The sequence below is a fragment of the Streptomyces sp. ICBB 8177 genome (assembly GCF_003144095.1).
Taxonomy (GTDB): domain Bacteria; phylum Actinomycetota; class Actinomycetes; order Streptomycetales; family Streptomycetaceae; genus Streptantibioticus_D.
In genome coordinates, this window is sequence record NZ_NSKH01000018.1 from 632435 (window position 1) to 658824 (window position 26390).

The following is a 26390-nucleotide window of genomic DNA, read 5'->3' on the forward strand; positions in this document are numbered from 1 at the left end:
CGACGCGGGTTCCGCCGACAGCATTGGGACTAGCCATGCCGTTCGCACTCACCTACGCTCGCAGCCCCATACCCGAGCCGGTCACCTCCTACGCCTACGATCCGGATCAACAACTGAACGTCCTGGCGGACGGCAGCCCCGCGGTGCTCGACACCGCCATGCTGCTGGCCGCCGGCTCCACCACCTCGACCGCCGGGTCCAAGACGCACTTCGACGACTGAGACGCGACGCGACGAGACGATGACCGTACTGATCCTGACCTGCGCCGAGGACGTGACGGCCGACATGGTCGTCCGGCGGCTCAACGCCACCGGCGTCCCCGTGCTGCGGGTCGACCCGGCCGACTTCCCGCGCACCGTCGACCTCGCGGCGGTCCACACGGCGGGCGGCCCGGCCGGGCGGATCACCACCGACCGCCGCACCACGGACCTGCGCGAGATCCGCTCGATCTGGGTGCGGCGGCCCGGGCGACCCGGGCTCGGCGCGGCGGACCAACCCGCCTGGACCGCGCTGGAGTCGGACCACGCGTGGTACGGCACGCTGCGGGCGCTGCCGGCCGTGCGGTGGATGAACCACCCGGACGCGCACACCGCGTGCCGTTACAAGATGTGGCAGTTGTCGGTCGCCGAGTCGGTCGGGCTCACCGTGCCCACCACGCTGCTGACCACTCAACCGTCCGCCGCGGGGCGCTTCGCCGCGGACCACGGGCCGCTGGTGTGCAAGTCGGTCTCCGGCCGGGCGCCCGACGACCCGCCGCTGGCGCTGCCCACCACCGCGGTGCCCGCCGACGCGGACTTCGCCGGTGTCGCCGGGTCGGCCACCTGCCTGCAACACCGGGTGGAAAAGGTCTACGACGTGCGGCTGACGGTCGTCGGCGACCGGATGTTCTGCGCCCGCACCGAGGAGACGCCCGCGGGTCGGGACGACCTCGACTGGCGCTACGCCGACCCCGATGCGGTCCGCTGGCGGGCCGGTGAGGTGCCGCGGGACATCGCGGCGAAGACCGCCGCGTTCATGGACCGGGCCCGACTCGCCTACGGGGCCTTCGACTTCGCGGTGACCGGGGACGGCACCTGGTACTTCCTGGAATGCAACGCCTCCGGGCAGTTCGGCTTCTTCGAACTCGTCGCCGGACTGCCCGTATCGGAGGCGATCGCCGACTGGCTCGGCGCGCCGGGGGAGCGGGGCCGTTGACGCGGGGGCCGCACGCTGCCTAGCGTGGCCCCTGTTGTCTACTCGTCAGTAGGGTCGATATGGGGTCCTCCCGTCCGTACGACGTCGTGCTGTTCGGCGCGACCGGTTTCACCGGCGGGCTCACCGCCGAGTACCTGGCCCGGCACGCGCCCCACGGATGCCGCTGGGCGCTCGCCGGACGCGATCCGGCCAAACTGGAGCGGGTGAGGCAGCGACTGGCCGCCCTCGACCCGGCGTGCGCGTCCCTGCCGTTGCTGACCGCCGACGCCGCTCGCCCCGACACGCTGAGCGACCTCGCCGGACGGACCCGGGTGGTCATCTCCACCGTGGGCCCGTACCTGCGTCACGGTGAACCGCTGGTGGCGGCGTGCGCCGAGGCGGGCACCGACTACGTCGACCTCACCGGCGAGCCGGAGTTCGTGGACCTGATGTACCTGCGGCACCATCGTGCGGCGGTGGCCAGCGGTGCCCGGATCGTGCACTCGTGCGGCTTCGACTCCCTTCCGCATGATCTGGGCGTGTTGCTGACCGTACGTCAACTCCCGTCCGACGCCCCTGTGTTCATTGAGGGGTTCGTCAGGGCGGCCGGAACGGTGTCCGGCGGGACCGTCGCCTCCGCGCTGATGGCGGTCTCCCGGCCGCTGGCGACGCTCCGGGCCGCCCGCCGTCGTCGCGCCGCCGAGCCCGCCCCCGCCGGGCGCCGCAGCCGTGCGGTGGTACGGGCCCCGCGCTGGTCCGCGGACGCGCGGGCCTGGACCCTGCCGATGCCCACGATCGACCCCATGGTGGTGACCCGCTCCGCCGCCGCGCTCGCCGACTACGGGCCCGACTTCCGCTACGCGCACAACGCGGCCGTCAAATGGCTGCCGCTCGCCCTGGCGGGCGCGGCGGGCGTCGTAGGTGCCTTGGCAGCCGCTCAACTCCCGCCGGTGCGCCGGGCCTTGGAGCGCGCTCGCAAGCCCGGTGAGGGCCCGGACGAGCGCCGGCGGGCCAAGGGCTGGTTCACGGTGCGCTTCGCGGGACGCTGCGGCACCGAACGGGTGTGGACCGAAGTGTCCGGCGGCGACCCCGGATACGGGGCGACGTCGCTGATGCTCGCCGAGTCCGCGCTGTCCCTGGCCTTCGACGACCTTCCGGTCACCGCGGGCCAGCTCACCCCCGCCGTCGCGATGGGCACGGCGCTGATCGACCGGCTGACGGCGGCCGGCATGCGCTTCGCCGTCCTGCAGGCACCGCCCAGGTCGGCGCCCGGACGCTGGAAGGGCTGACGGCGTCCCGTCCCGTCCCGGCCCGCCGGGCCAGGCCGTCACACCGCGATCGGCCGGTCGGTCGCGCTGACCGGGGCCGGCAGGTCCGTCGTCCCCATGAGGTAGCGGTCGACGGCCGCCGCGGCGGAGCGTCCCTCGGCGATCGCCCACACGATCAGCGACTGGCCGCGCCCGGCGTCGCCCGCGACGAACACCTCGGGCCGGGCGGTGCCGAAGCCGGGATCCCGCGCGATGGTGCCGCGCGCGTCCAGCCGCAGCCCCAACTGCCCCAGCAGCTCCGCGTCGGGTGGTGGGCCGGTGAACCCCAGGGCCAGCAGCACCAGTTGGGCCGGGATGGACCGCTCGGTGCCGGGCAGCGGCAGCCGTGACGCGGGCTCGCTGTCAGCCACCCGCAGCGCCCGTACGTGCCCCGAGGCGTCGCCCTCGAACCGCACCGTGGAGGCGGAGAAGACCCGCACGTCCTCGTCCGTGGCGGGCAGCGGCAGGCCACCGGTCGCGGCGTCGTCCCGGGTGCGGACCGCGCGGGCCACCGACTGGCCCTCCTCGTGCGCCGGGGAGGCGCGGTAGACGTGCGCGACGGTGGGCCACGGCTCGTCGGGGGAGCGGCGGTGGCCCGGGTGCGGGCGGATGTCGAGCTGGACGACGGAGGCCGCCCGCTGGCGCAGTGCGGTGCCCAGGCAGTCGGCCGCGGTGTCGCCGCCCCCGACGATGACCACGTGCTTGCCCCGGGCGGTGACGGGCGGCGACGACCACTCGCCCCGGCTGACCCGGTTGGCCTGCGGCAGGTACTCCATCGCCTGGTGCACGCCCGCCAACTCCCGGCCCGGGACGGGTAGTTCGCGCCAGGCGGTGGCGCCGATCGCGACCACGACGGCGTCGTGACCGGCGGCCACCTCGTCGGCGGTCGGACGTGCCCCCACCTCGGCGCCGGTGTGGAAGCGCACCCCCTCGGCGGTCAACTGGCTCAGGCGGCGGTCGAGATGGCGCTTTTCCATCTTGAAGTCGGGGATGCCGTAGCGCAGCAGGCCTCCGGCGCGGTCGTCGCGCTCGTAGACGTCCACCGCGTGCCCGGCGCGTACCAGCTGCTGGGCGGCGGCCAGCCCCGCCGGGCCGGAACCGATGACCGCGACGCTCCGGCCGCTCGTCCTGCGCGGGCGGACGGGCCGCACCCGGTCCTCGCGCCAGGCCTGGTCGGCGATGGCCACCTCGACGTCCTTGATCGTCACCGGGTCGGCGTCGATGGCGAGCACGCAGCCGTCCTCGCAGGGAGCCGGGCAGAGCCTGCCGGTGAACTCGGGGAAGTTGTTGGTGGCGTGCAGCCGCTCACTCGCCGCCGCCCAGTCGTCCGCCTCGACCAGCAGGTTCCACTCGGGGATCAGGTTGCCCAGCGGGCAGGCGGCGTGGCAGAACGGGATGCCGCAGTCCATGCACCGCCCCGCCTGGGCGCTGACGACCGGCAGCAGCGGGCGGCCGTCGTGGACCTCCCGCCAGTCCGCGAGCCGCTCAGCGACCGGGCGGCGCGGGCGGCTGACGCGAGGGGTGGTGAGGAAGCCCCAACGACCGGCCATGACGGCCTCCACTGCGACGGTGCGGGGTGCGGGTTACGGGATGGCGGGGACGGGCGCCGGCGCGCGGCGCCTTTTCGCCAGCGTACGTCCACCCGGGTGAGGCTGCCGTCCGCCGGTTCACCCGTAGCGCAGTGACCCGGGGGTGGTGAGCTTCTCGCCGGTCTCCAGCCAGGTCTTCAGGCCGGAGAGGATCATCGGCCAGCCGCCGTACAGCTCCGGGTTGGCGCCCTGGCGCAGCCGGTCGTGGGTGACGGTGAGGCGGCAGGAGTCCTCGGCGATCGGCTCGATCTCCCAGGTGATCCGGCTGGCGCCCTCGGCCTTCACCTCGTCGCTCCACAGCGCCGTCATCGTCTGCACGAGCCGCCGCGGGGGATCGGCCTCCAGCGTCTCGCCCTCGCCGATGAGGGTGCCGGAGGCGGTGTGCCGCATCTCGAAGCGGGAGCCGGGCGTCCAGTCGCTCAGCGCCGCGACGCCGAAGCTGTAGGCGGCGCGCGCCTCGGGGTCGGTGATCGCCTCCCACAGCCGGTGCGGGGTGGTGCGGATGTAGATCTCGAAGACCTGTTCCATGGAAGTCTCCAGTTGCCTCTTGAGCCCGCTGAGCGTCGCCGCCCAAGGCTCGGCGTACCTGCTCACCCACCGGTCGTGGACGAGCCGGATGGGAACGGGATTGAGGAAGTGGAGCTTCTCCCGGCCCTGCCGTCTGGTGACCACCAGGCCGGCCTCCTCCAGTGTCCGCAGATGCTTCATCACCGCGAACCGGGTGGTCTCGAACCCGGCCTGGAGCGAGCCGAGCGACTGGCCGTCCCGCTCCCGCAGCGCGTCGAGCAGCGCCCGACGGGTGGGATCGGCCAGCGCCTTGAACACCGCGCCCTCGTCGACGTCCTCGTCCATGCGTCCATGATAGGTGACCCAAAAGACACGTGTCAATTGGGTCACCTATCGAGCCTGGGTAGGCAGGACGCGTGCCGCAGTGGGGATCCCGCTGACGCATCGCTCCCAGGCGTTCAGCCGGCGGCGGTCCAGCCCGACCACCGGGCGACGGCGACCTCGATCACGGGTCCTCGCGGCGGCCGATCGCCGTACTGCGCCGGGTACTTGGCCAGCAGCGCCGCGATCGCCGGGTCGCCGTGGCCGTCGGCCGCTCGTACGCGGGCGGTGCCGTCGGCGCGCGCCCACCACAACGCGTCCCAGTCCTCCTGGTAGCCGTCCGCCAGCAGGCAGACCGCCGGGTTGGCGGCGATGTTGTCCAGGCGCTTGAGAGCGCGCGACCGCTTGGGCTTGTGGTCGACGGCCATCAGTACGGCCTCACCGCGTACCGCGAACACCACCGGCACGACGTGCGGGCGGCCGTCCTCGTCGGCGGTGGCCAGCCGCGCCACCCGCGCGCCGGCGAACCGCTCGCGCGCCCGTTCGGGCGTCATCGAGGCCATCGCGCCCCCGCCTTCCGTGGCACGCCGGGCCCGCTCGCGGAACATCCCGGTTCAGTGGAACGCCGCCGCGAGCCCCGCGAACTCGTCGAGCCGCGCGTACGTCCGGTCTTCCGGCTCGGTCGCCAGGTGGAACAGCAACCGCTCGACGCCCAGCCGCACGTAGCCCTCGATGACCTCGGGGTCGCTGGGAATGGCGTACACCGTGACCGGCACGTCCCGGCCCGCCCGCTCCCGCAGCCGCTCCATCAGCGGGCCGAGCCGGTCGGGCGGAAGGCTGTTGGCGAGCCAGGCGTCGCCGAACTCCGCCACCCGCCCGAACGCGGCCTCGCCGCCGCCGACGTAGATCGGCGGATGGGGCTTGCTCAGCGGCTTGGGCCAGCAGAACGCAGGCCCGAAGTCCACGAACTCCCCGTGGAACTCGGCCTGCTCCTCGGTCCACAACTCCCTTATGGCACGCAGGCGTTCGTCGACCAGTCGCCCGCGCGTTGCGGGATCGGTGCCGTGGTCGCGCATCTCCTCCTTGTTCCAGCCCACCCCCACCCCGAAGACCGCCCGGCCCCTCGAGACCAGGTCCAGGGAGGCCATCTGCTTCGCGGTGTGGATGGGGTCGCGCTGCGACACCAGCGCGATGCCGGTGCCGACCAGCAGACGTTCGGTGACCGTCGCGGCGGCGGTCAGCGCCACGAAGGGGTCGAGCGTGCGGTAGTAGACGCGCGGCAGGTCACCGCCGCCCGGGTACGGCGAGGTGCGCTCGGCGGGGATGTGACTGTGCTCGGCGACGAACAGCGAGTCGAACCCGCGCTCCTCGATTGCGCGTCCCAGCGGCGCGGGGGCGATCCCCTCGTCGGTGGGGAACGTGGCGATCCCGAACTTCACACCGCCCACCTTCCTTCGCTCCTCCCGGCAGCCGCGTCGCTGTTCGCCGCCACGCCGGGCCGCCTCACTTCCCGCCGGAGCCGGCCGACTCCAGTGCCTGGGTCAGCGCCTGGCCGAAGGCCTTGAGATCGTCCGGCTTGCGGCTGGTGATCAGGGTGTTCGGGCCCGCGTCGCAGACCTTGACCTCCTGGTCGACCCAAGTGCCGCCCGCGTTGCGGATGTCGGTCTTCAGACTCGGCCACGACGTGAGGGTGCGGCCCCTCACGACGTCCGCCTCGACCAGCGTCCACGGGCCGTGGCAGATCGCGGCGACCGGCTTGCCCGCGGTGAAGAACCCCTTCGTGAACGCCACCGCCTTCGCGTCGGTGCGCAGGAAGTCGGGGTTCGCCACACCGCCGGGCAGCACCAGCGCGTCGTAGTCGTCGGGGGAGACGGAGTCCACCGTGCGGTCCACCGGGAAGGTGTCGCCCTTGTCGAGGTGGTTGAACCCCTGGACCGTTCCGGAGTCCGTCGAGACCAGTTCCGGGGTGGCCCCGAAGTCCTTCACCTTCTGCCAGGGATCCGTCAGCTCGACCTGCTCGACCCCTTCGGGCGCCACGAGGAACGCGACCTTCATGGTGTTCACGACCTTCCGGATAGGAGCTTGTGGTCCGCGCCACGCGTACCCGGGCATACCGCGCCGAAACCGGTGCTCACCCGTCCGCCCGGGCCGGTCCCCGCGCCGTGCCGTCGGCTCCCCCAGATGCCGCCGGGCGCTGTTTCGAACGCCGCCACGCGGTTACCCGCAACGCAGGAGCGGCACAAACGTGACGACGGGCGGAACGGAGAGCCATGGCTGGCAAGGTTTCGGACTACATCCTGGAACGTCTGCGGGACTGGGGTGTCGACCACGTCTTCGCCTATCCCGGCGACGGCATCAACGGGCTGCTGGCCGCCTGGGGCCGAGCCGACGACAAACCGCGCTTCGTCCAGGCCCGGCACGAGGAGATGGCCGCCTTCGAAGCGGTCGGCTACGCAAAGTTCTCCGGTCGGCTCGGTGTGTGCGCCGCGACCTCGGGGCCGGGCGCGATCCACCTGCTCAACGGGCTGTACGACGCCAAGCTCGACCACGTGCCGGTGGTCGCCATCGTCGGGCAGACCAACCGCAGCGCGATGGGCGGCTCGTACCAGCAGGAGGTCGACCTCGCGTCGCTGTACAAGGACGTCGCGGGCGAGTTCTGCGAGACGGTCAACGTGCCCGAGCAGCTGCCCAACGTCCTCGACCGCGCCATCCGCACCGCGTACACACGGCGCACCGTCACCGCGGTCATCGTTCCGGCGGACGTGCAGGAACTGGATTACTCCCCGCCCACCCACGCCTTCAAGATGGTGCCCTCCAGCCTCGGCGTCTCCGAGTCGCTGCCGGTGCCGCGGGACGGCGACATCGACCGCGCCGCCGAGGTGCTCAACGCCGGGGAGAAGACGGCCATCCTGATCGGCCAGGGCGCCAAGGCCGCCGCCGCCGAGGTCCAGGAGGTCGCCGACCTGCTCGGCGCCGGCGTCGCCAAGGCCCTGCTGGGCAAGGACGTGCTGACCGACGACCTGCCGTACGTGACCGGTTCGATCGGACTGCTCGGCACCCGCCCGTCGTACGAGATGATGCGCGACTGCGACACCCTGCTGGTCATCGGGTCCAGCTTCCCCTACACGCAGTTCCTGCCGGAGTTCGGGCAGGCGCGCGCCGTGCAGATCGACGTCGACCCCGGCATGGTCGGCCTGCGCTACCCGTTCGAGGTCAACCTCGTCGGCGACTCCCGCGAGACGCTGCGCAAGCTGCTGCCGAGGCTGAAGAAGAACAAGAACCACAAGTGGCGCAAGACCATCGAGTCCAACGTCGCGCGCTGGCGCGAGGTGATGGAGCGCAGGGCCGCCGTCGAGGCCGACCCCCTCAACCCGGAGTACGTCGTGGCGGCTCTCGACGAGCAGGTGCCGCACGACGCCATCGTGAGCGCGGACTCCGGCTCCGCCGCCAACTGGTACGCCCGCCACCTGCGGATGCGCGGCAGCATGCGCGGTTCGCTGTCGGGGACGCTGGCCACGATGGGGCCCGGCGTGCCGTACGCCATCGGCGCCAAGTTCGCGCACCCCGACCGCCCGGCGATCGCCCTGGTCGGTGACGGCGCGATGCAGATGAACGGGCTGGCCGAACTGATCACCGCGGCCAAGTACTGGCGCGACTGGAGCGATCCGCGCCTGGTGGTCGCCGTCTTCAACAACCAGGACCTCAACCAGGTGACCTGGGAGATGCGGGCGATGTCCGGCGCACCGCAGTTCGTCGAGTCGCAGGCCATCCCCGACGTGCGCTACGCCGACGTCGCGGTCTCCTTCGGCCTGCTGGGCAGCCGGGTGGAGGAGCGCGGCCGGGTCGCGGACGCCTGGCGGGCCGCGCTCGCCGCCGACCGGCCGTACGTCATCGACTTCCGCACCGACCCGGCCGTGCCCCCCATCCCGCCGCACGCCACCCTGGACCAGATCGAGGCAGCGACCGCCGCCATCGTGCAGGGCGACCCGGACCGCGCCTCCATGATCCGGCAGGGCTTCAAGGCGAAGGTCCAGGAGTTCCTGCCCGGCGGCTCGAAGTCCGAGAAGGAATGAGAGGGCCCGCATGACGGCGTACGGATACTTCCTGTCCTGCGAGGAGTTCACCCCCGCCCAACTCCTGGACCAGGCACGGATGGCGGAGCAGGCCGGCTTCGAGGCGCTGGCCATCTCCGACCACTACCACCCGTGGAACGGCGAGCAGGGCCAGAGCGCTTTCGTGTGGTCGATGATCGGCGCCCTGTCGCAGGTCAGCTCCCTTCCGGTGACCACGTTCGTCACCTGCCCCACGGTGCGCACCCACCCGGCGGTGGTCGCGCAGGCCGTCGCGACCTCCGGGGTGATCGCCGGCGGCCGCTTCCGCTTCGGTGTCGGCACCGGAGAGGCGCTCAACGAGCACATCCTGGGCGGTCCGTGGCCCGAGGCGACCGTGCGCACCGAGATGCTGGAGGAGGCGCTCGGGGTGATCCGGCGGCTGCTGACCGGTGAGGAGGTCTCGCACCACGGCACCCACTACACGGTGCAGAACGCCCGCCTGTACACGTTGCCCGACGAACCGGTGCCCATCTACGTGTCCGGCTTCGGGCCGCAGGCCGCCGCACTCGCCGGGCGCATCGGCGACGGCTTCGTGACGATGATGCCCGACGAGTCGCTGGTGGAGCAGTACCGCAAGTCCGGCGGCGCGGGCAACCCGGTCCTCGGCGGCGTCAAGGTGTGCTGGGGCACCGACCGCGCCGAGGCGGTCCGCACCGCGCACCGGCTGTGGCCCAACGAGCAACTGCCCGGGGAACTGGCCCAGATCCTGCCCACGCCACGCCACTTCGAGCAGGCGAGCACGCTGGTCACCGAGGAGATGGTCGCGGACGCCGTCACGTGCGGCGACGACGTGGACGCCCACGTGGCCACCGTGCGGGCGTACGCCGAAGCGGGCTTCGACGAGGTGTACGTCAACCAGATCGGACCGCGGCAGCAGGGCTTCTTCGACTTCTACCGCACCCGGGTGCTGCCGGCCCTGCGCGAGGGCTGACCGACGGCAGCCGTGGTCACCCGACCGACCCCATGAGGCGGCCCCGCGAGCGAGACGCTCGCGGGGCCGCCTCATGGGGTCGCCTTCCTATCCCGGTTCCGTGCCCTCCACGAAGACCCGCACGCTCTCCAGCTTCGGGTCGGTCGCGTCCGGCACCACCATCCCGGCCTCCACACCGCCGCGCAGGTAGTCCACCACCGCCGCGTTCAGCCGCTCACCGGGCAGGGCGGCGGGGATGCCCGGCGGGTACGGGGTCAGCATCTCGGCGACGACGCGTCCGGCCGCCTCCTTCACCGGCACCTGCTCGGTCCGGCCGAAGAACGCGTCGCGCGGCAGCACCACCTGCTCCAGCCGCAGCTCCCGCGGCGAGGGGACGTCGACACGCACGGACGGCTCCAGATGGTGGGCCTGGCTGGAGACGTCGTCCAGGGCGACCAGCAGCAGGTCCGCGGTGTGCGGGTCGTCGGCATGGGTGAACTGGGCGCTGACCCGGCGGTGGTCCGACAAGTGGGTGTTGACGTGCCGGTGCTCACGCAGCCAGTCCGCGACCCGGTAGCCGGTGGTGCCGAGCCCGGAGACGTCGATGACCACCTGGAGCGGGTCCAGCTGCGCCGCGCGGTCCGGGCCGAGGAACTCGGGGCCGTTGACGTGCAGCCCCTCCAGCTCCTCCACCCGCTCCCGCACCGACCCCGCCAGCCGGATCGCCGCGTCCAGCAGCTCGTGGCCCTGCTCGACCATCTGGCGGCGCCAGCCGTCCATCCCCGCGTACAGCAGCACCGACGGGCTCGTGGTGCCCAGCAGGTCCTCCCGCGACTCGAGCACCGCGGGATCCACCAGGTCGCCCTGGAGGTGGAAGACCGAGCCCTGCTCCAGGCCCGAGCCCATCTTGTGCACCGACGTCACGCACACGTCCGCGCCGACGCTCATCGCCCACGCGGGCAGGTCGGGGTGGAACGGCAGGTGGGCGCCCCAGGCCTCGTCCACGATCAGCGGGCGCCCGCGCCGGTGACAGACCTCGGCGATCGCCGCCATGTCCGCGCACGTTCCGTACGGGGTGGGACTCGTCACCAGCGCGCCCCGGGCGTCCGGGTGCTCGGCGAAGGCCGCCTCGTACGCCTCGGGGCCGGGCGGATGGCTCAGGCCCCGTTCCTCGTCGAACCTCGGTTCCACCCAGATGGGCCTCACCCCCGAGAGGATCAGACCGGACACCACCGACTTGTGGGCATCCCGGCTGACCAGCAGCTTCTCATGCGGACCCGCCACCGCCAGCATGGCGCTCTTGACCGACAGAGAGCTGCCGCAGGTGGAGAAGAACGTGTGCCGCGCGCCCACCGCGTCCGCCATCAGCTCCTGGGCGCGCTCCAGCACCCCCGCGGAGGACATCCGGTCGTCCAGCCCGGCGATGGCCAGCACGTCCGAGGCGAACACGCCCTCGCCCAGCACCGCCCGCACCCGCGGATCGGCACCGCGGCCCTGCTTGTGCCCCGGCGGCGTGAACGGTGTCTGACCCTCCCGGCGGTAGGCGTCGAGTGCTTCCAGTACGGGCGCTTGCGAGTGGTCCATGGTGCGCGGCTGCCCGCACCGCCGGGGCGGGAAACGGCACCCCGCGCCCGTGGCCCGCCCGCCCGACCTGCGCCGCGCGGGCGGCAGGGGTAAGCAGGACGGTGGCGGGTAGCCGCCGTGCGGCCGATGTCGCGAGCCAGGAGGGTCGGCATGGACATACGGAAACGGATCGAGTCGTGGCCGGTCTACCGCCAGCTCACCGGCGAGGACCGGCTCGGGCGCGGCGCCGCCGCCAAGTCACCGGTGAGCGCGCGGCTGACCCCCACACCCGTACCGCCGAGCGCGTCGTGCGCTCCATCTGCCCGTACTGCGCGGTCGGCTGCGGGCAGCAGGTCTACGTCAAGGACGAGCGGGTCGTGCAGATCGAGGGCGACCCGGACTCACCGGTCAGCAGGGGGAGGCTGTGCCCGAAGGGGTCGGCGACGCTGCAACTGACCACCGGCTCCTCCCGGCTGCACGAGGTGCTCTACCGGGCGCCGTACGCCACCGACTGGCAGCGGCTCGACCTGGAGACGGCCATGGACATGGTCGCCGACCGGGTCGTCGCCACCCGCCGGGAGACCTGGCACTGGGAGCACGAGGGCCTGCGCACCGCGCGCACCCTCGGCATCGCCAGCCTCGGCGGCGCCACGCTGGACAACGAGGAGAACTACCTCATCAAGAAGCTGCTGACCGGCCTCGGCGTCGTCCAGGTGGAGAACCAGGCGCGGGTCTGCCACAGCTCCACCGTCGCCGGACTCGGCACGTCGTTCGGGCGGGGCGGCGCCACCACGTTCATGCAGGACCTCCAGCACTCCGACTGCCTGGTCATCCAGGGCTCAAACTACGCCGAGGCGCACCCGGTGGGCTTCCAGTGGGTGATGGAGGCCAAGGCGCGCGGCGAGACCGTCATCCACGTCGACCCGCGCTTCACCCGCACCAGCGCGCTCGCCGACCTGCACGTGCCGATCCGCGCCGGCACCGACATCGCCTTCCTCGGCGGGATCATCAACCACGTCCTGACCGAGGGCAAGGACTTCCGCGAGTACGTGCTCGCGTACACCAACGCCGCCACGCTGGTGTCCGAGGACTTCGAGGACACCGAGGACCTGGACGGCGTCTTCTCCGGGCTCGACGAGTCGGAACGCCACTACGACACCAAGACCTGGCAGTACCAGGGCTCCGAGGTCCAGGCCGCCTCAGGCGAACGCGACCAGCTCTACGACGAGTTGAGCGATCGCGGCTCGATGGGAGCGGTGCGCTCGGCGGGTGGGGGCGAGGCGCACGGTTCGGGTGGTGCCTCCGCCAACCCCGCCCCGGACCGCGACGAGACGCTCACCCACCCGCGCTGCGTCTACCAGGTCCTCAAACGCCACTACGCCCGCTACACACCCGAGATGGTCGAGCGGATCTGCGGCGTGCCGAAGGAGACGCTCCTGCGGGTCTGCGACGAACTGACGAGCAACTCCGGGCGCGAGCGCACCTCGGCGTTCGTCTACGCGGTCGGCTGGACGCAGCACACCGTGGGCTCGCAGTACATCCGCGCCGCCGGCGTGCTGCAACTGCTGCTCGGCAACATCGGCCGCCCCGGAGGCGGCATGCAGGCGCTGCGCGGTCACGCGAGCATCCAGGGCTCCAGCGACATCCCCACGCTGTTCAACCTGCTGCCCGGCTACATTCCCATGCCGCACGCCCACGCCCACGAGGACCTGGACGCGTTCATCGACGCCAGCCGCACCGCCAAGGGCTACTGGGGCGACATGCGCCGCTACGTCGTGAGCCTGCTGAAGGCCTACTACGGCGACGCGGCGACGGCGGACAACGACTACTGCTTCGGCCACCTGCCCCGGCTCACCGGCTCGCACAGCACCTACGACACCGTCCTCGCCCAGCTCGACGGCGTCTGCAAGGGCTACTTCCTGATGGGGGAGAACCCCGCGGTCGGCTCGGCCAACACCCGGCTGCAACGGCTGGGCATGGCCCACCTCGACTGGCTGGTCGTCCGCGACTTCTCCCTCATCGAGTCGGCGACCTGGTGGAAGGACGGCCCCGAGATCGAGTCGGGCGAACTGCGCACCGAGGACATCGGCACCGAGGTGTTCTTCTTCCCGGCCGCCTCCCACACCGAGAAGAACGGCTCGTTCACCAACACCAACCGCTGGCTCCAGTGGCACTACGCGGCCGTGGAGCCGGACGGCGACGCACGCAGCGACCTGTGGTTCATGTACCACCTCGGGCGCAGGATCAAGGAGCGGCTGGCAGGGTCCACCGACCCGATGGACCGGCCGGTGCTCGACCTCACCTGGGACTACCCGGTGGAAGGACCGCTGCGGGAGCCGGTGGCCGAGGCGGTGCTCGCCGGGGTCAACGGCCGCGGCCCGGACGGTGCTCCGCTGAGCGCCTACACCGAACTGAGGGACGACGGCTCGACCTCCTGCGGCTGCTGGATCTACTGCGGCGTCTACGCGGACGGCGTCAACCAGGCGGCGCGCAGGAAGCCGCACACCGAACAGGACTGGGTGGCCGCCGAATGGGCCTGGGCCTGGCCCGCCAACCGCCGCGTCCTGTACAACCGCGCCTCCGCCGCGCCGGACGGCACCCCGTGGAGCGAACGCAAGGCCTACCTGCGCTGGGACGCCGAGGCGGGCCGCTGGACGGGACCCGACGTGCCCGACTTCGTGCCCGACCGCCCGCCCGGCTACGTGCCGCCAAAGGACGCGGAAGGACCCGACGCGCTGCGCGGCGACGACCCGTTCATCATGCAGGCCGACGGCAAGGGCTGGCTGTACGCGCCGGCCGGACTGGCCGACGGCCCCATGCCGACGCACTACGAACCGCAGGACTCCCCGTTCCCCAACGCCCTCTACCCCGGGCAGAACCGCTCCCCGGTGCGGCAGCTGCACCCGAGGTCCGGCAACGCCCACCACCCCAGCGGCGACGAGGCGGGCGCGGGCGTCTACCCGTACGTCGTCACCACCCACCGGTTCACCGAGCACTTCACGGCGGGCGGCATGACTCGCTGGCAGCCGTACCTGGCCGAGCTGCAACCGGAGATGTTCTGCGAGGTCTCGCCCCAACTCGCCGCGGAACGCGGCCTGGAGCACACCGGCTGGGCGACCGTCATCACCGCCCGCAACGCGATCGAGGCCCGGGTGCTGGTCACCGACCGCATCACCCCGCTGACCGTGCACGGCCGCACCGTCCACCAGATCGGCCTGCCGTTCCACTGGGGGCCCAACGGCACCACCACCGGCGACGCCGCCAACGAACTGGTCGCCATCGCGCAGGACCCCGACTCCCGCATCCAGGAGGACAAGGCGTTCACCGCGGACATCCGCCCGGGCCGCCGCCCCAGGGGACCGGACCTGCCCCGGCTCGTCGCCGAGTACCGCCGCAGGGCGGGCATCACCGAACACACCGGAACGGAGGTCCGCCCGTGACCCACGACGACGTCCTCGGCCGCCTGCTGTCCGGGCCCGAGCCCGACCCCGCGGGCGACGCCGGCTACGGCGAACACCCGCCGCGCATGGGGTTCTTCACCGACACCTCGGTGTGCATCGGGTGCAAGGCGTGCGAGGTGGCCTGCAAGGAGTGGAACGCCGTGCCCGAGGACGGCCAGGCGCTCACCGGCATGTCCTACGACAACACCGGGGCGCTCGGCGCCTCCACCTGGCGGCACGTGGCCTTCATCGAGCAGTCCGCACCCCGCCCGGTGCCGCACCCGCAGGGCGAGGCGCCCACCGCCGAGGGCGGTTCGCCGCCCGCACCGGACGGGCGCACCGAACTGCGGTGGCTGATGTCATCGGACGTCTGCGAGCACTGCACCCACGCCGCGTGCCTGGACGTGTGCCCGACCGGCTCCCTCTTCCGCACCGAGTTCGGCACGGTCGTGGTCCAGGAGGACATCTGCAACGGCTGCGGCTACTGCGTACCCGCCTGCCCGTACGGCGTGATCGAGAAGCGCGAGAGCGACGGGCGCGTCTTCAAGTGCACGCTGTGCTACGACCGGTTGGGTGCCGGGCAGGAACCGGCGTGCGCCAAGGCGTGCCCCACCGACTCCATCCAGTTCGGGCCGCTGGACGAACTGCGGGAGCGGGCGGCGCTGCGCGTCGACCAGTTGCACGAGGCGGGCGTGGCGGACGCCAGGCTCTACGGGCACGATCCCGAGGACGGTGTGGGCGGCGACGGGGCGTTCTTCCTGCTGCTGGACGAGCCCGAGGTCTACGGGCTGCCGCCGGACCCGGTGGTGACGACGCGGGACCTGCCCGCGATGTGGAAGCACGCGGGCGGCGCGGCGCTGTCGCTGCTCGGCGGGTTCGCGCTCGCCTTCGCCGCCTGCGCCGGGCCGTGGCGGAAGGCGGGACGATGAGCGAGCGCGACGGGACGAGGGAAGAACGGCCGCGCCGCGGGCGGCGAGGCGGCCGCCGGGGCGAGCGATCCATGGTCCCGGAGGCGGAGTTCACCTCGTACTACGGGCGGCCGGTGATCAAACCGCCGTCCTGGCAACCCCGCGACATCGCGGGGTACTTCTTCCTCGGCGGTCTCGCGGGCGCCGGTTCGGTGCTGGCCGCCGGAGCCGACCTGACGGGACGCCGGGTAACCGCCCGGGCGATGAAGGTCTCCTCGCTCGCCTCCATCTCCCTGTCCACCGCCGCGCTCATCCACGACCTGGGACGGCCCGGCCGGTTCGCCAACATGCTGCGGGTCTTCAAGCCCACCTCGCCGATGAGCATGGGCTCGTGGCTGCTGGCCTGCTACGGGCCGGCCGCCGGAGCGGCGGCGGTGCTGGCGACCACGGGACGGCTGCCCCGGGTGAACGCCGCGGCGACCGCGGGCGCGGCGCTGCTGGGGCCTGGCGTGGCCGCGTACACCGCCGTGCTCGCCGCCGACACCGCCGTGCCCGCCTGGCACGACGCCTACCGCGAACTGCCCTACCTGTTCACCGCGTCGGCGACCGCGGCCGCCGCCGGGATGGCGCTGCTGGTGGGCCCGGTCGCGGAGAACGGCCCGGCGCGCGCCGCTGCGGCGCTCGGGGCGGGCGCGGAGTTCGCGGTGACCCGGGCGATGGAACGCCGGTTGGGCATGGTCGCCCCGGTCTACAAGGAAGGACGGGCGGGACGGCTGATGAAGGCGGCGAGCCTGCTGACGGTGGGCGGCGCGCTGGGCGCCGTGACGCTCGGTCGCCGCGGGCGGGTGGCCGCCGGGGTCAGCGGGCTGGCGCTGCTCGCGGGGTCGGCCTGCACCCGCTTCGGCGTCTTCCACGCCGGCGACGCCTCGGCCCGCGACCCCAAGTACACGGTGGTCCCGCAGCGCGGACGGCTCGCCGCGCGCGCCTGATCCGCGTTCGCCGTGCCCAACGGGCTGCGCCCGCATGCCCGTTGGCGGCCGGGGTAGGCGAAGCCGCGTGACCGAAGCCCCAACCACCTACGGAGGCGACCACGATGGGCATCGGAGGATGCATCGGCCTGATCGGTCTGGGGGCGATACTGACATTCGCCGTCGACCTGCACGTCAAGGGTGTCAACGTGGCCCTGGCGGGCCTGATCATGATCGCGGTGGGCATCATCGGCCTCGCGGTCTACGTCAGCATCTTCAAGCGTCGCAGGATGCAGCCGCCCAGCCCGGCGGCCCCGGTCGTCGACGTCGAGGAGCACCGCTACTGAGCCATCGCCACTGAGCGACCGCAGGAACGACGAAAGGCGCGAGGGGCACCGCTACCGGTCGGCGCGGCTGCCCCGCCCCGAGAACCGCCCGCCGAGCACGTCGGCCATGGCGACCAGCAGCGCCACCACCACGAACGCGGTGGCCACCAGCACACCGAGCTGGAAGGCGCCCGACCAGTCCGTGGGATGCGCCGAGACCCGGGCGAAGAACACCGAGCCGACCGCCGCGATCCCCACCGCCGACCCGATCCGCTGCGCCGTCTGGAGCATCCCGCCGGCGCTGCCCGCCCGTCGCACGGGGACCTCGCCCAAAGTGAGCGTCTGGTTGGGAGAGATCACCAGACCGCTGCCGAGCCCGGCGAACAGCAGGGGCGCGGCCGTCTCCCATCCCACGTTCCGCCCAGACGCCACGTGCACCGCGACCGTCGCGCCGACCAGGCCGACGACCACCATCAGCAGCCCGGCGGCCACCAGCGGCCTGCCGAACCGGTGCACCACCCGGCCGCCGACCGCCGCCGCCGCGCCCGACCCCAGGGCGAACGGCGTGATCGCCAGTCCCGCGTCGAGCGCGGTGTAGCGCAGTCCGCTCTGCAGGTAGAGCGTGAAGATGAAGAAGATGGCGGTGAACCCGGCGAAGTACAGCAGCGACAGCAGCGTTCCCAGCGAGAACGAGCGGGCCCGGAACAGGCTCATGTTGACCACCGGTTCCCCGCGCCGGGCGTAGCGCAGCTCCCAGCCCACGAACGCGGCCAGCAGCACCACCGCCACCAGCACCAGCCACCACTTGGCGGGGCTGTGCCACTGCTGCTCCTGGACGAAGGGCAACAGCAACGACACGGTGCCCGCGCCCAGCAGGCAGACGCCCAGCGGGTCGAACCGGCCGCGCCGCGAGCCCCTGCCCTTCTCAGGGGTCCCGCTCCGCTCCGCGTTCCCCGGCGCGCTCCCGTCCGGTGCCGCCGGTGCGGGCAGCAGCCGGTAGGCCACCGGCAGCGCGACCGCACCGATCGGCAGGTTGACGTAGAAGACCCAGCGCCAGCCCTCCGTGACGCCGAACGCCTGGATCAGCAGGCCGCCCAGCAGCGGGCCGACGGCGGTCGATATGCCGATCGTCGCGCCGAGTAGCCCGAAGGCCTTGCCGCGCTCCGCGCCCCGGAACAGCTGCTGGATGAAGCCGGAGACCTGCGGGACCAGGATGCCGCCCGCCATGCCCTGCGCCAGCCGGGCCAGCACCAGCCACTCCTGGCTTTGCGCGGCGCCCGCGAGCGCGCTGGTCGCCGTGAACAGCGCCAGTCCGGCCATGAAGACCGCGCGGCGGCTGCGGGCGTCCCCGAGGCGTCCGGCCGGTACCAGGGCGAGACCGAAGGTGAGAGCGTACCCGGACAGCACCCATTGCAGCGCGCTGTCCGAGGTGTGCAGCCCGACCTTGATCGTGGGCAGGGCGACGTTGACGATGCTCACGTCCAGGAGCGTCATGAACCCCGCGACCAGGCAGACCGCCAGCGCGGACCAGCGATGGTCGCGTCCTGGCGCCTCGCGGCCGGAGCCGGTGGCGGGTGCGGTGGTACCGGGTGCGGTGTCGCGTGCTGTCACGTTGCGGGCCCTTCGGCGTCGTGCGTGCCGCCCGCCTGCGCGGCGGCCCGCGCCCTTCTCGCGCGGTCACCTCACGGGTGCCCCGCCGGGCGGTGGTGATTCACGGCGCCGGACGCCGGGGTCAGGCCACCCCGCGTGGCCGGAACTGGATGCTGACGCGCGGTCCCACCGACTGCGCGGTCTTGGGCACCGCGTGGTCCCAGGTGCGCTGGCAGGAGCCGCCCATGACGATCAGGTCGCCGTGGCCCAGCCGCTGCCTGACGGTGGCGGCGCCGCCGTCCCTGGGCCGCAGCGCCAGGGTGCGCGGCTCGCCCACCGACACGATGGCGACCATGGTGTCGTGCCGGGCGCCGCGCCCGATGCGGTCGCCGTGCCAGGCGACGCTGTCGCGGCCGTCCCGGTAGTAGCACAGGCCGGCCGTGCGGAAGGGTTCGCCCAGCTCGTCCGCGTAGTGCTCACTGAGCGCCCGGCGGGCCTCGTCGAGCACGGGGTGCGGCAGCGCGTCGTCCTCGCCGTAGTGCGCCAGCAGCCGGGGGACGTCGACCCGCCGCTCGTACATCTGCCGTCGTTCGGCGTGCCAGGGCACAGCCGATGCCAGCACCTCGAAAAGCTGGTCCGCGCCGGTCAGCCAGCCGGGCAGCAGGTCGATCCAGGCGCCGTGCGACAGCGGCGTGCGGGCCAGGCCGTCCAGCGGACGCAGGCCGATCTCCTCGGTGGCGCCGAAGAGCGAGCCTTGGAACGGGACGGACATGCGGCCAGTCTAAGTTGAGTCGAACGCATGAGCGAACATATCCGGGATCGGCGTGTGCGCCCGGTCCCCGTCAAGGGCCGCGTGCGGTCAGTCCTCGCCGAGGATGATGTGCGACTCGCGGTCGTCGTCGGCCTCGGACAGCCGGGACCAGTCGACGGCCGGGATCCCGGCGATCTTCGTGCGCGACCGGTGCGCCTGGTCCGGCTCCGCGTCGTCGGTGTCCCGGTGTCCCGCCGGATTCCTCTGCATCGCGTTCTCCTTCGTCGTCCGCGCCCGTCGCCCGGCATGCCGCCGTGGAAGTGAGCACCCCTCACCATGGCACCGCACGCGCGTGGACGCTCGCGAAACGGGCCACCCGGGCGAAGTGGCACTCAATGCCCTAACAGGACACTCGATGCCGCAGGAGGACATGCCGGGGTTGGAGCGCGCGGCGCGGGTACCCGGGTCGCAGCAGCACGCCGGGCGGTTCCGGAACGGCCGGGCCCCAAGGACGTCAGGAGGCCACCGATGACACCGTTCGGATCCAACGGGGACGGCTCGCCGCTGCGCGGGCACACCGCGCTGGTCACCGGCTCCTCCCGGGGTCTCGGCCTGCTCGTCGCCCGCGAACTGGCCGACCGGGGCTGCCGGGTGATGCTCTGCGCCCGGGGCGAGCGGCAACTCGCCGCGGCGGAGGCGGCCCTGCGGGCCCGGGGCTCGGACGTCGCCTCGCTCGCCTGCGACGTGACCGCCCCCGAGACCCCGCGGCGGCTGCTGGACGCGGTGGCCGAGCGCTTCGGCGACCTCGACGTGCTGGTCAACAACGCGGGCGTGATCCAGGTCGGCGCGATGGAGGCGATGGGGGAGCGGCAGTACCGGGAGGCCATGGAGACCATGTTCTTCGCACCGCTGCGGCTGACCCTGGCCGCGCTGCCGGGGCTGCGCACGCGCCCTGGCGCCCGCGTCGTCAACATCGGCTCCATCGGCGGTCGGATCGCCCCGCCGCACCTGCTGCCGTACGCCGCCGCCAAGTTCGCCGTCACCGGGTGGTCGGAGGGGCTGCGCGCGGAACTGGCGGCGCAGGGGATCAGCGTGACCACCGTCCTGCCGGGACTGATGCGCACCGGTTCGCACACCGCCGCGCTCTTCCACGGTGACGCCGCGCACGAGTACGCGTGGTTCGCGCCGGGCGCGTCGCTGCCGCTGGTGTCGATGAACGCCGAACGCGCCGCGCGCGCCATCGTCCGCGCCGCCGAGCGCCGCAGGACCGAGCTGGTGCTGACCCCGCTGGCCAAGACCGCCGTACGGGCGCACGGGATCGCCCCGGCGACGACGACGCGGCTGATGTCGGTCGCGGCACGGATGCTGCCGGGGGCCGGGACGGACGCGGAACGCGAAGGGGTGACCGGCGCCGGGGCGCGTCAACGGCTCGGCTCCAGGGTCGTCGACAGGCTGACCACCCTGGGTGACCGGGCGGCTGACCACTTCAACCAGCGCTCCCACCCGGGATGACGGCCCGCGCCCGGCGGACCGCCCCGCCGTCGGCCGCCTCAGCCGCGCCCGCGGCGCCGCACGAGCCCGGTGACCAGCCCTGCCACCCCCGCCGCGGCGGACGCCACGACCGCTCCGCGGTGGTGGGAGAACCACAGCTGCGGCGCCCTGCCGTGCGCGCGGTCGTCGAAGGTGCCGTGCGCGCCGTGGTCGGAGCCCGGCTCGTCGTCCACCGGGCGCCACAGGTTGGCAGGGCGCGAGGCCGGCTGCTCGTCCCCGGTCTGCTGGGAGCTGAAGCCGGTGCGCGCCAGGTAGCGGTCGAGCAGCGCCGGGGCCACCTTGTTGCCCAGGATGGTGGCCGCCGTGGACGCGCCGACCCAGTACTCCTTGCGGCGCGGGTGGCAGGCCGCGTACACCACGCCGCGCGCCGCCACCTCGGGCTCGTAGATCGGCGGCACCGGCTGCGGGTGGCGGCGCAGCCGGGACAGCACCCAGGAGAACTGCGGTGTGTTGACGGCGGGCATCTGCACCACCGTGATGCTGACCCGGCTGCCGGAGTGCAGCAGCTCGGTGCGCACCGACTCGGTGAAGCCGTTCACCGCGTGCTTGGCGCCGCAGTACGCCGACTGGAGCGGGATCGAGCGGTAGCCCAGCGCGGAGCCCACCTGGACGATCGTGCCGCGATTGCGCGGCAGCATCCTGGCCAGCGCGGTCCGCGTGCCGTTGACGAAACCCAGATAGGTGACCTCGGTGACTCGCCGGAACTCCTCAGGACCGATCTGGTCGAACGGCGCGAAGACGGAGGTGAAGGCCACGTTGACCCACACGTCGATCGGCCCGAACGCCCCCTCGACCCGGCGCGCCGCCTCCTCGACCTGCCCGGGGTCCGACACGTCCGTGGGGACCGCGAGCGCCTTCCCCCCGTTCGACTCGACGTCGGCCGCCGCCGCGTCCAGCCCGGCCCGCCCCCGGGCCAGCAGCCCGACGTTGGCGCCCCTGGCCGCGAACAGGCGCGCGCAGGCCCGGCCGATCCCCGCGCTCGCCCCGGTGATGACGACGGTCTCGTTCACGATCCACCTCCGGTCCCGGTCCACCACCGCGTGCGGCGTCCGAACAGCCGCGTACCCCTGAACCGGACGGTCAATCGGGCCGCCACCCGAAGGACGACCGGTGTAGGGCGGCGCCTCGCGGGCACTCGGGCCGGTGAGGAACGGAGGCGAGGATGGGCGAGGGCGTACGGGCGACCCGCCGGGACGCGTGGGACTCGCGCCGCAGGTCAGGGCGGCTCGAGGCGGCACTACGGGCCCGGGTGGACGGCGAGGTGCGGTTCGACGCGGGCAGCAGGGGCGCGTACTCCACCGACGGTTCCAACTACCGGCAGGTGCCGATCGCGGTGGTCGTCCCCCGCACGGTGGACGCCGGAGCCGAGGCGCTGGCGGTGTGCGCGGAACACGGCGCGCCGGTGCTCTCGCGGGGCGGCGGCACCAGCCTGGGTGGCCAGTGCACCAACCGGGCCGTGGTCGTCGACTGGACGAAATACTGCAACCGGCTGGTGAGCGTGGACCCCGACGCGCGCACCTGCGTGGTCGAGCCCGGCATCGCGCTGGACGACCTCAACCGCCAACTGGCGCCGTACGGGCTGAAGTTCGGGCCGAAGCCGTCCACCCACAGCCACTGCGCGCTGGGCGGCATGATCGGCAACAACTCCTGCGGCGCGTCCGCTCAGGCGTACGGCAAGACCGCCGACAACGTCGCACGGCTGGAGGTCGTCACCTACGACGGCACGCGCTGCTGGGCCGGCCCCACCAGCGACGAGGAGTACCGCGCGATCCTCGCCGAGGGCGGGCGCCGCGCCGAGCTGTACCGGGGTATGAAGGACATCGTCGACCGCCACCTGGCCGACATCCGTACGGGCTACCCGCGCATCCCGCGCCGGGTCTCCGGCTACAACCTCGACTCGCTGCTGCCGGAGAACGGCTTCGACGTGGCCGCCGCCCTCACCGGCAGCGAAGGCACCCTGGTGGCCGTACTGCACGCCGAGCTGAAGCTGGTGCCGGTCCCGGCCGCCGAGTCACTGGTCGTGCTGGGTTACCCCGACATCTGCGCCGCCGCCGACGACGTGCCACGCCTGCTGGAGCACTCCAGCCCCACCCAGCTGGAGGCGATCGACGGCCGGATGGCGCAGCTGATGCGCGAGGAGCACGCCTACCTGGAGTCGCTGGAGCGCTTCCCGGCGGGCGACAGCTGGCTGCTGGTGCAGTTCACCGGCGACTCCACCGAGGAGGCCGACGCGCATGCCACCGCGCTGCTGAAGGCCATCGGCCGCTCGACGGACGACGACTCCGTGGCGCTTTCCGACGACCCCGGGCGCGAGCAGGAGATGCTCAAGGCCCGCGAGGCCGGACTCGGCGTCACGGCGCGGCCCCCGGACGGGCGCGAGACCTGGGAGGGCTGGGAGGACTCCGCTGTCCCGCCGGAGCGGCTCGGCGACTACCTGCGCGACCTCAAGGACCTCTTCACCGAGTTCGGCTACGACCTCGCCTCCCTCTACGGGCACTTCGGCCAGGGCTGTGTCCACACCCGCATTCCCTTCGACCTGCGCACCGCCGACGGCGTCGCCAACTTCCGCCGCTTCCTGGAACGCGCGGCCGACCTCGTCGCGTCCTACGGCGGCTCGCTGTCCGGCGAGCACGGCGACGGGCAGGCCAGGGGGGCGCTGCTGGAGCGCATGCTCGGCCGCCCGCTGGTCGAGGCGTTCGGCGAACTGAAGGCCCTGTTCGACCCGGACAACCGGATGAACCCCGGCAAGGTCGTGCACCCGCACGGCGTCACGGACGACCTGCGGCTGGGCGCGCGGTGGCGCCCCAAGTCCCTTGCCACGCGCTTCGGTTACCCCGACGACGAGCACAGCTTCACCCGCGCGGTGATGCGCTGCGTGGGCATCGGCAACTGCCGCTCCCAGGAGGGCGGCGTGATGTGCCCGTCCTACCGCGCCACCCGCGAGGAGGAGCACTCCACCCGGGGCCGCTCCCGGCTGCTGTTCGAGATGCTGGACGGCCACCCGGACTCCGCGATCGACGACGGCTGGCGCTCCACCGAGGTGCGCGACGCGCTCGATCTGTGCCTGGCCTGCAAGGGCTGCAAGTCCGACTGCCCGGTCGGGGTCGACATGGCCACCTACAAGGCCGAGTTCCTCTCGCACCACTACGCGGGCCGGCTGCGTCCCGCCGCGCACTACGCGCTGGGCTGGCTGCCGCTGTGGGCCCGGCTCTCGCGCGCCGCGCCCCGGCTGGTCAACGCGGCGCTGCGGGCGCCGGGCGTCGCGGCCGTCGGCAAACGACTGGCCGGGGTGGCGGCCGAACGCGAGGCGCCGCTGTTCGCCGAACGCTCCTTCCTCCAGTGGTGGCGGGACGAGGGCCGCGACCAGGGATTGGTCGGGCAGCCCGGCGACCCGCGCGCCGTCGTGCTGTGGCCCGACACCTTCAGCACCTACTTCCACCCGGACGTCGCGCGGGCGGCCGTACGCGTCCTGCGGGACGCGGGATTCCACGTCGCGGTGCCGGACGAGCCGGTGTGCTGCGGCCTGACCTGGATCTCCACCGGCCAACTCGGCACCGCCGAGCGGACGTTGCGCAAGACGATGGACGTGCTGCGGCCATGGCTGGAGGCGGGCGTGCCCATCGTCGGCCTGGAGCCGTCGTGCACCGCCGTCTTCCGGGCCGACGCGCCCGAGCTGATGCCCGAGGACCAGGACGTCGCCCGCGCCGCGGAGCAGTTCATGACGCTCTCCGAAGTCCTGCTCAACCACGCGCCCGACGACTGGACGCCGCCGCGGCTGACCCGCGCCGCCACCGTGCAGACCCACTGCCACCAGCACGCCGTGCTGAAGTTCGACGCCGACGCGGAGCTGATGCGGCGCGCCGGACTGGACGCCACCGTGCTCGACGAGGGCTGCTGCGGTCTCGCCGGCAACTTCGGGTTCGAACGCGGGCACCACGAACTGTCCATGGACATCGGGGAGTTGGGGGTACTGCCTGCGGTGCGCGAGACCGCGCCGTCCGCCCTGGTGATCGCCGACGGCTTCAGCTGCCGCACCCAGATCGAGCAGGGCGACACCGGCCGGCGTGCCGTCCACCTCGCCGAGGCGCTCGCCATGGGCCTCGACCAGGACCCCGCACCCGCCGACCATCCCGAGAAGCTGACCGGGCGCCCGCAGGCCAGGCCGCTCGACGCCCGGCTGGTCACCGCCGCCACGGCCGTGGCGCTCGCCGCCGGATCGCTGGCGCTGGCCAGGGCCGCCCGCCGAGGGAGGCGCTAGATGGCCCGCGACAGCACGCCCCAGGTCACCGGGCTCGATGTCCGCGTCACCACCGTCCCCACCGACACGCCCGAGGCGGACGGCACGCTCGCCTGGGACTCCACGACCGTCGTCCTGGTGCGGGCCCACGGCGGCGGGCTGACCGGCATCGGCTGGACCTACGCCCCCGAGGCCGCCGCGGCCGTCGTGCGGGACCTGCTGGCAGGGGAGGTCGTGGGGCGCAGCGCGTGGGACGTACCGGGCGGCAACGAGGCGATGTGCCGTGCGGTGCGCAACGCGGGCCGCCCCGGCATCGCCTCCTGCGCGATCTCCGCGGTGGACATCGCGCTGTGGGACCTCAAGGCCAGGCTGCTCGACCTGCCGCTGACCGCGTTGCTGGGCGCCACGCGCGACGAGGTGCCGGTATACGGCAGCGGGGGCTTCACCACGTACCACGAGACCCGGATGGCGGCGCAGCTCGGCGACTGGGTGCACGGGCTGGGCATCGGCCGCGTCAAGATCAAGGTGGGGGAGGCCTGGGGCACCGCCGCCGACCGCGACCTGCGCCGCGTCCGCGAGGCCCGCGACGTGATCGGCCCGCACGCCGAGCTGTACGTGGACGCCAACGGCGCCTACAGCCGCAAGCAGGCCGTCCGCCTCGGGCACGCCTTCACCGAGAGCGGAGTGAGCTGGTTCGAGGAGCCGGTCTCCTCGGACGACCTGACGGGGCTGCGGGTGGTGCGCGACGCCCTGGCGTGCGACGTGGCGGCCGGCGAATACGGCTACGACCTGCCGTATTTCGCCCGCATGGCGGCATCCGGCGCGGTGGACTGCCTCCAGGCCGACGTCACCCGCTGCGGCGGCGTCACCCAGTGGCTGCGCGCCGCGGCGCTGGCCGCCGCGCACGGGCTGGAGATCTCCGGCCACTGCGCCCCGCACGCGCACGCCCATGTCGCCGCGAGCGTGCCGAACTTCCGCCACCTGGAGTGGTTCCACGACCACGTCCGCATCGAGTCGCTCCTTTTCGAGGGGGTGCTCGACCCGGGCGGCGGCGCGGTACGCCCCGGGGCGGACGGCGCCGCGGGCCACGGACTGACGCTGCGTCCCGACCTGACGCGCGCGTTTCCCTGAGCCCGC

General features: G+C 73.1%; 21 protein-coding genes and 1 pseudogene. 12 read left to right on the plus strand and 10 right to left on the minus strand.

Annotated features, from left to right (window positions below; all coding sequences use genetic code 11):
- The first annotated feature begins 35 nt into the window (after positions 1–35).
- From tgmA to CK485_RS11125, 3 genes are read left to right on the plus strand one after another with little or no spacing between them, the layout of a single operon-like run.
- Positions 36–221: a putative ATP-grasp-modified RiPP gene (gene tgmA, locus CK485_RS11115; RefSeq protein ID WP_109449516.1), complete on the plus strand. Its 186-nt coding sequence runs from the start codon at positions 36–38 to the stop codon at positions 219–221.
- 19 nt (positions 222–240) lie between these two features.
- The gene (locus CK485_RS11120) at positions 241–1194 is read left to right on the plus strand and encodes an MvdC/MvdD family ATP grasp protein (protein WP_109449517.1); all 954 of its coding nucleotides are present in this window, start codon (positions 241–243) and stop codon (positions 1192–1194) included.
- Between the two features lie 59 nt (positions 1195–1253).
- Positions 1254–2462: a saccharopine dehydrogenase NADP-binding domain-containing protein gene (locus tag CK485_RS11125; RefSeq protein ID WP_109449519.1), complete on the plus strand. Its 1209-nt coding sequence runs from the start codon at positions 1254–1256 to the stop codon at positions 2460–2462.
- 38 nt (positions 2463–2500) lie between these two features.
- Here CK485_RS11125 and CK485_RS11130 read toward each other — a convergent pair whose 3' ends face one another.
- The 5 genes from CK485_RS11130 to CK485_RS11150 all read right to left on the minus strand — a co-directional run bounded on the left by CK485_RS11130 (position 2501) and on the right by CK485_RS11150 (position 6952).
- Positions 2501–4030: a glutamate synthase subunit beta gene (locus CK485_RS11130; RefSeq protein ID WP_109449521.1), complete on the minus strand. Its 1530-nt coding sequence runs from the start codon at positions 4028–4030 to the stop codon at positions 2501–2503.
- Between the two features lie 117 nt (positions 4031–4147).
- Positions 4148–4921, minus strand: coding sequence for a metalloregulator ArsR/SmtB family transcription factor (locus tag CK485_RS11135; protein WP_109449523.1), 774 nt, complete (start codon positions 4919–4921; stop codon positions 4148–4150).
- 113 nt (positions 4922–5034) lie between these two features.
- Complete coding sequence (locus CK485_RS11140; protein WP_199239314.1) at positions 5035–5460, minus strand: TIGR03668 family PPOX class F420-dependent oxidoreductase; 426 nt, start codon at positions 5458–5460, stop codon at positions 5035–5037.
- 51 nt (positions 5461–5511) lie between these two features.
- Complete coding sequence (locus tag CK485_RS11145) at positions 5512–6336, minus strand: LLM class F420-dependent oxidoreductase (RefSeq protein ID WP_109449525.1); 825 nt, start codon at positions 6334–6336, stop codon at positions 5512–5514.
- A 64-nt stretch (positions 6337–6400) separates the two neighbouring features.
- A complete protein-coding gene (locus CK485_RS11150) occupies positions 6401–6952 on the minus strand; it encodes a type 1 glutamine amidotransferase domain-containing protein (RefSeq protein ID WP_109452791.1) in 552 nt (183 codons plus the stop codon).
- 215 nt (positions 6953–7167) lie between these two features.
- On the opposite strand from CK485_RS11150, the gene CK485_RS11155 reads away from it, so the two are divergent.
- The gene (locus tag CK485_RS11155; RefSeq protein WP_109449527.1) at positions 7168–8970 is read left to right on the plus strand and encodes a thiamine pyrophosphate-requiring protein; all 1803 of its coding nucleotides are present in this window, start codon (positions 7168–7170) and stop codon (positions 8968–8970) included.
- Between the two features lie 10 nt (positions 8971–8980).
- Entirely contained in the window at positions 8981–9940 is a 960-nt protein-coding gene (locus CK485_RS11160) for an LLM class F420-dependent oxidoreductase (RefSeq protein ID WP_109449529.1), read from the plus strand.
- 87 nt (positions 9941–10027) lie between these two features.
- Here the strand turns inward: CK485_RS11160 and CK485_RS11165 are convergent, their stop codons facing one another.
- Positions 10028–11503: an ornithine decarboxylase gene (locus CK485_RS11165; RefSeq protein WP_109449531.1), complete on the minus strand. Its 1476-nt coding sequence runs from the start codon at positions 11501–11503 to the stop codon at positions 10028–10030.
- A 150-nt stretch (positions 11504–11653) separates the two neighbouring features.
- Here CK485_RS11165 and fdh point away from each other — a divergent pair.
- The 4 genes and pseudogenes from fdh to CK485_RS11185 all read left to right on the plus strand — a co-directional run bounded on the left by fdh (position 11654) and on the right by CK485_RS11185 (position 17145).
- Positions 11654–14922: pseudogene (gene fdh / locus CK485_RS11170) on the plus strand (formate dehydrogenase).
- An 86-nt stretch (positions 14923–15008) separates the two neighbouring features.
- On the plus strand, positions 15009–15851 hold the full coding sequence (locus tag CK485_RS11175; protein ID WP_241968439.1) for a 4Fe-4S dicluster domain-containing protein: 843 nt from the start codon (positions 15009–15011) through the stop codon (positions 15849–15851).
- On the plus strand, positions 15848–16819 hold the full coding sequence (nrfD, locus tag CK485_RS11180; protein ID WP_109449535.1) for an NrfD/PsrC family molybdoenzyme membrane anchor subunit: 972 nt from the start codon (positions 15848–15850) through the stop codon (positions 16817–16819). The genes CK485_RS11175 and nrfD overlap by 4 nt, the downstream gene beginning before the upstream one ends.
- Before the next feature lie 104 nt (positions 16820–16923).
- Entirely contained in the window at positions 16924–17145 is a 222-nt protein-coding gene (locus CK485_RS11185; RefSeq protein ID WP_109449537.1) for a hypothetical protein, read from the plus strand.
- 51 nt (positions 17146–17196) lie between these two features.
- On the opposite strand, the gene CK485_RS11190 is transcribed toward CK485_RS11185, so the two are convergent.
- From CK485_RS11190 to CK485_RS28750, 3 genes are all read right to left on the minus strand, one after another.
- Entirely contained in the window at positions 17197–18735 is a 1539-nt protein-coding gene (locus tag CK485_RS11190; RefSeq protein ID WP_275124607.1) for an MFS transporter, read from the minus strand.
- A gap of 121 nt (positions 18736–18856) precedes the next feature.
- Positions 18857–19486: an alpha-ketoglutarate-dependent dioxygenase AlkB gene (locus CK485_RS11195; RefSeq protein ID WP_109449539.1), complete on the minus strand. Its 630-nt coding sequence runs from the start codon at positions 19484–19486 to the stop codon at positions 18857–18859.
- Between the two features lie 87 nt (positions 19487–19573).
- A complete protein-coding gene (locus CK485_RS28750; protein ID WP_158288202.1) occupies positions 19574–19735 on the minus strand; it encodes a hypothetical protein in 162 nt (53 codons plus the stop codon).
- Positions 19736–19993: 258 nt separating this feature from the next.
- On the opposite strand from CK485_RS28750, the gene CK485_RS11200 reads away from it, so the two are divergent.
- The gene (locus CK485_RS11200) at positions 19994–20977 is read left to right on the plus strand and encodes an SDR family NAD(P)-dependent oxidoreductase (protein WP_109449541.1); all 984 of its coding nucleotides are present in this window, start codon (positions 19994–19996) and stop codon (positions 20975–20977) included.
- A 38-nt stretch (positions 20978–21015) separates the two neighbouring features.
- On the opposite strand, the gene CK485_RS11205 is transcribed toward CK485_RS11200, so the two are convergent.
- Positions 21016–22026, minus strand: a complete 1011-nt coding sequence (locus CK485_RS11205) for an SDR family oxidoreductase (protein ID WP_109452801.1) — start codon at positions 22024–22026, stop codon at positions 21016–21018.
- 152 nt (positions 22027–22178) lie between these two features.
- On the opposite strand from CK485_RS11205, the gene CK485_RS11210 reads away from it, so the two are divergent.
- The gene (locus CK485_RS11210; RefSeq protein WP_109449543.1) at positions 22179–25274 is read left to right on the plus strand and encodes an FAD-binding and (Fe-S)-binding domain-containing protein; all 3096 of its coding nucleotides are present in this window, start codon (positions 22179–22181) and stop codon (positions 25272–25274) included.
- Positions 25275–26384, plus strand: a complete 1110-nt coding sequence (locus tag CK485_RS11215; RefSeq protein WP_109449545.1) for an enolase C-terminal domain-like protein — start codon at positions 25275–25277, stop codon at positions 26382–26384.
- Positions 26385–26390 lie beyond the last annotated feature (6 nt).

Excerpts from the sequence above, each read along its gene's own strand:
- tgmA (WP_109449516.1), top strand. The coding sequence starts at position 36 with ATGCCGTTCGCACTCACCTACGCTCGCAGCCCCATACCCGAGCCGGTC.
- CK485_RS11120 (WP_109449517.1), top strand. The coding sequence starts at position 241 with ATGACCGTACTGATCCTGACCTGCGCCGAGGACGTGACGGCCGACATG.
- CK485_RS11125 (WP_109449519.1), top strand. The coding sequence starts at position 1,254 with ATGGGGTCCTCCCGTCCGTACGACGTCGTGCTGTTCGGCGCGACCGGT.
- CK485_RS11130 (WP_109449521.1), bottom strand. The coding sequence starts at position 4,030 with ATGGCCGGTCGTTGGGGCTTCCTCACCACCCCTCGCGTCAGCCGCCCG.
- CK485_RS11135 (WP_109449523.1), bottom strand. The coding sequence starts at position 4,921 with ATGGACGAGGACGTCGACGAGGGCGCGGTGTTCAAGGCGCTGGCCGAT.
- CK485_RS11140 (WP_199239314.1), bottom strand. The coding sequence starts at position 5,460 with ATGGCCTCGATGACGCCCGAACGGGCGCGCGAGCGGTTCGCCGGCGCG.
- CK485_RS11150 (WP_109452791.1), bottom strand. The coding sequence starts at position 6,952 with ATGAAGGTCGCGTTCCTCGTGGCGCCCGAAGGGGTCGAGCAGGTCGAG.
- CK485_RS11155 (WP_109449527.1), top strand. The coding sequence starts at position 7,168 with ATGGCTGGCAAGGTTTCGGACTACATCCTGGAACGTCTGCGGGACTGG.
- CK485_RS11160 (WP_109449529.1), top strand. The coding sequence starts at position 8,981 with ATGACGGCGTACGGATACTTCCTGTCCTGCGAGGAGTTCACCCCCGCC.
- CK485_RS11165 (WP_109449531.1), bottom strand. The coding sequence starts at position 11,503 with ATGGACCACTCGCAAGCGCCCGTACTGGAAGCACTCGACGCCTACCGC.
- CK485_RS11175 (WP_241968439.1), top strand. The coding sequence starts at position 15,009 with ATGGGGTTCTTCACCGACACCTCGGTGTGCATCGGGTGCAAGGCGTGC.
- nrfD (WP_109449535.1), top strand. The coding sequence starts at position 15,848 with ATGAGCGAGCGCGACGGGACGAGGGAAGAACGGCCGCGCCGCGGGCGG.
- CK485_RS11185 (WP_109449537.1), top strand. The coding sequence starts at position 16,924 with ATGGGCATCGGAGGATGCATCGGCCTGATCGGTCTGGGGGCGATACTG.
- CK485_RS11195 (WP_109449539.1), bottom strand. The coding sequence starts at position 19,486 with ATGTCCGTCCCGTTCCAAGGCTCGCTCTTCGGCGCCACCGAGGAGATC.
- CK485_RS28750 (WP_158288202.1), bottom strand. The coding sequence starts at position 19,735 with ATGCAGAGGAATCCGGCGGGACACCGGGACACCGACGACGCGGAGCCG.
- CK485_RS11200 (WP_109449541.1), top strand. The coding sequence starts at position 19,994 with ATGACACCGTTCGGATCCAACGGGGACGGCTCGCCGCTGCGCGGGCAC.
- CK485_RS11210 (WP_109449543.1), top strand. The coding sequence starts at position 22,179 with ATGGGCGAGGGCGTACGGGCGACCCGCCGGGACGCGTGGGACTCGCGC.
- CK485_RS11215 (WP_109449545.1), top strand. The coding sequence starts at position 25,275 with ATGGCCCGCGACAGCACGCCCCAGGTCACCGGGCTCGATGTCCGCGTC.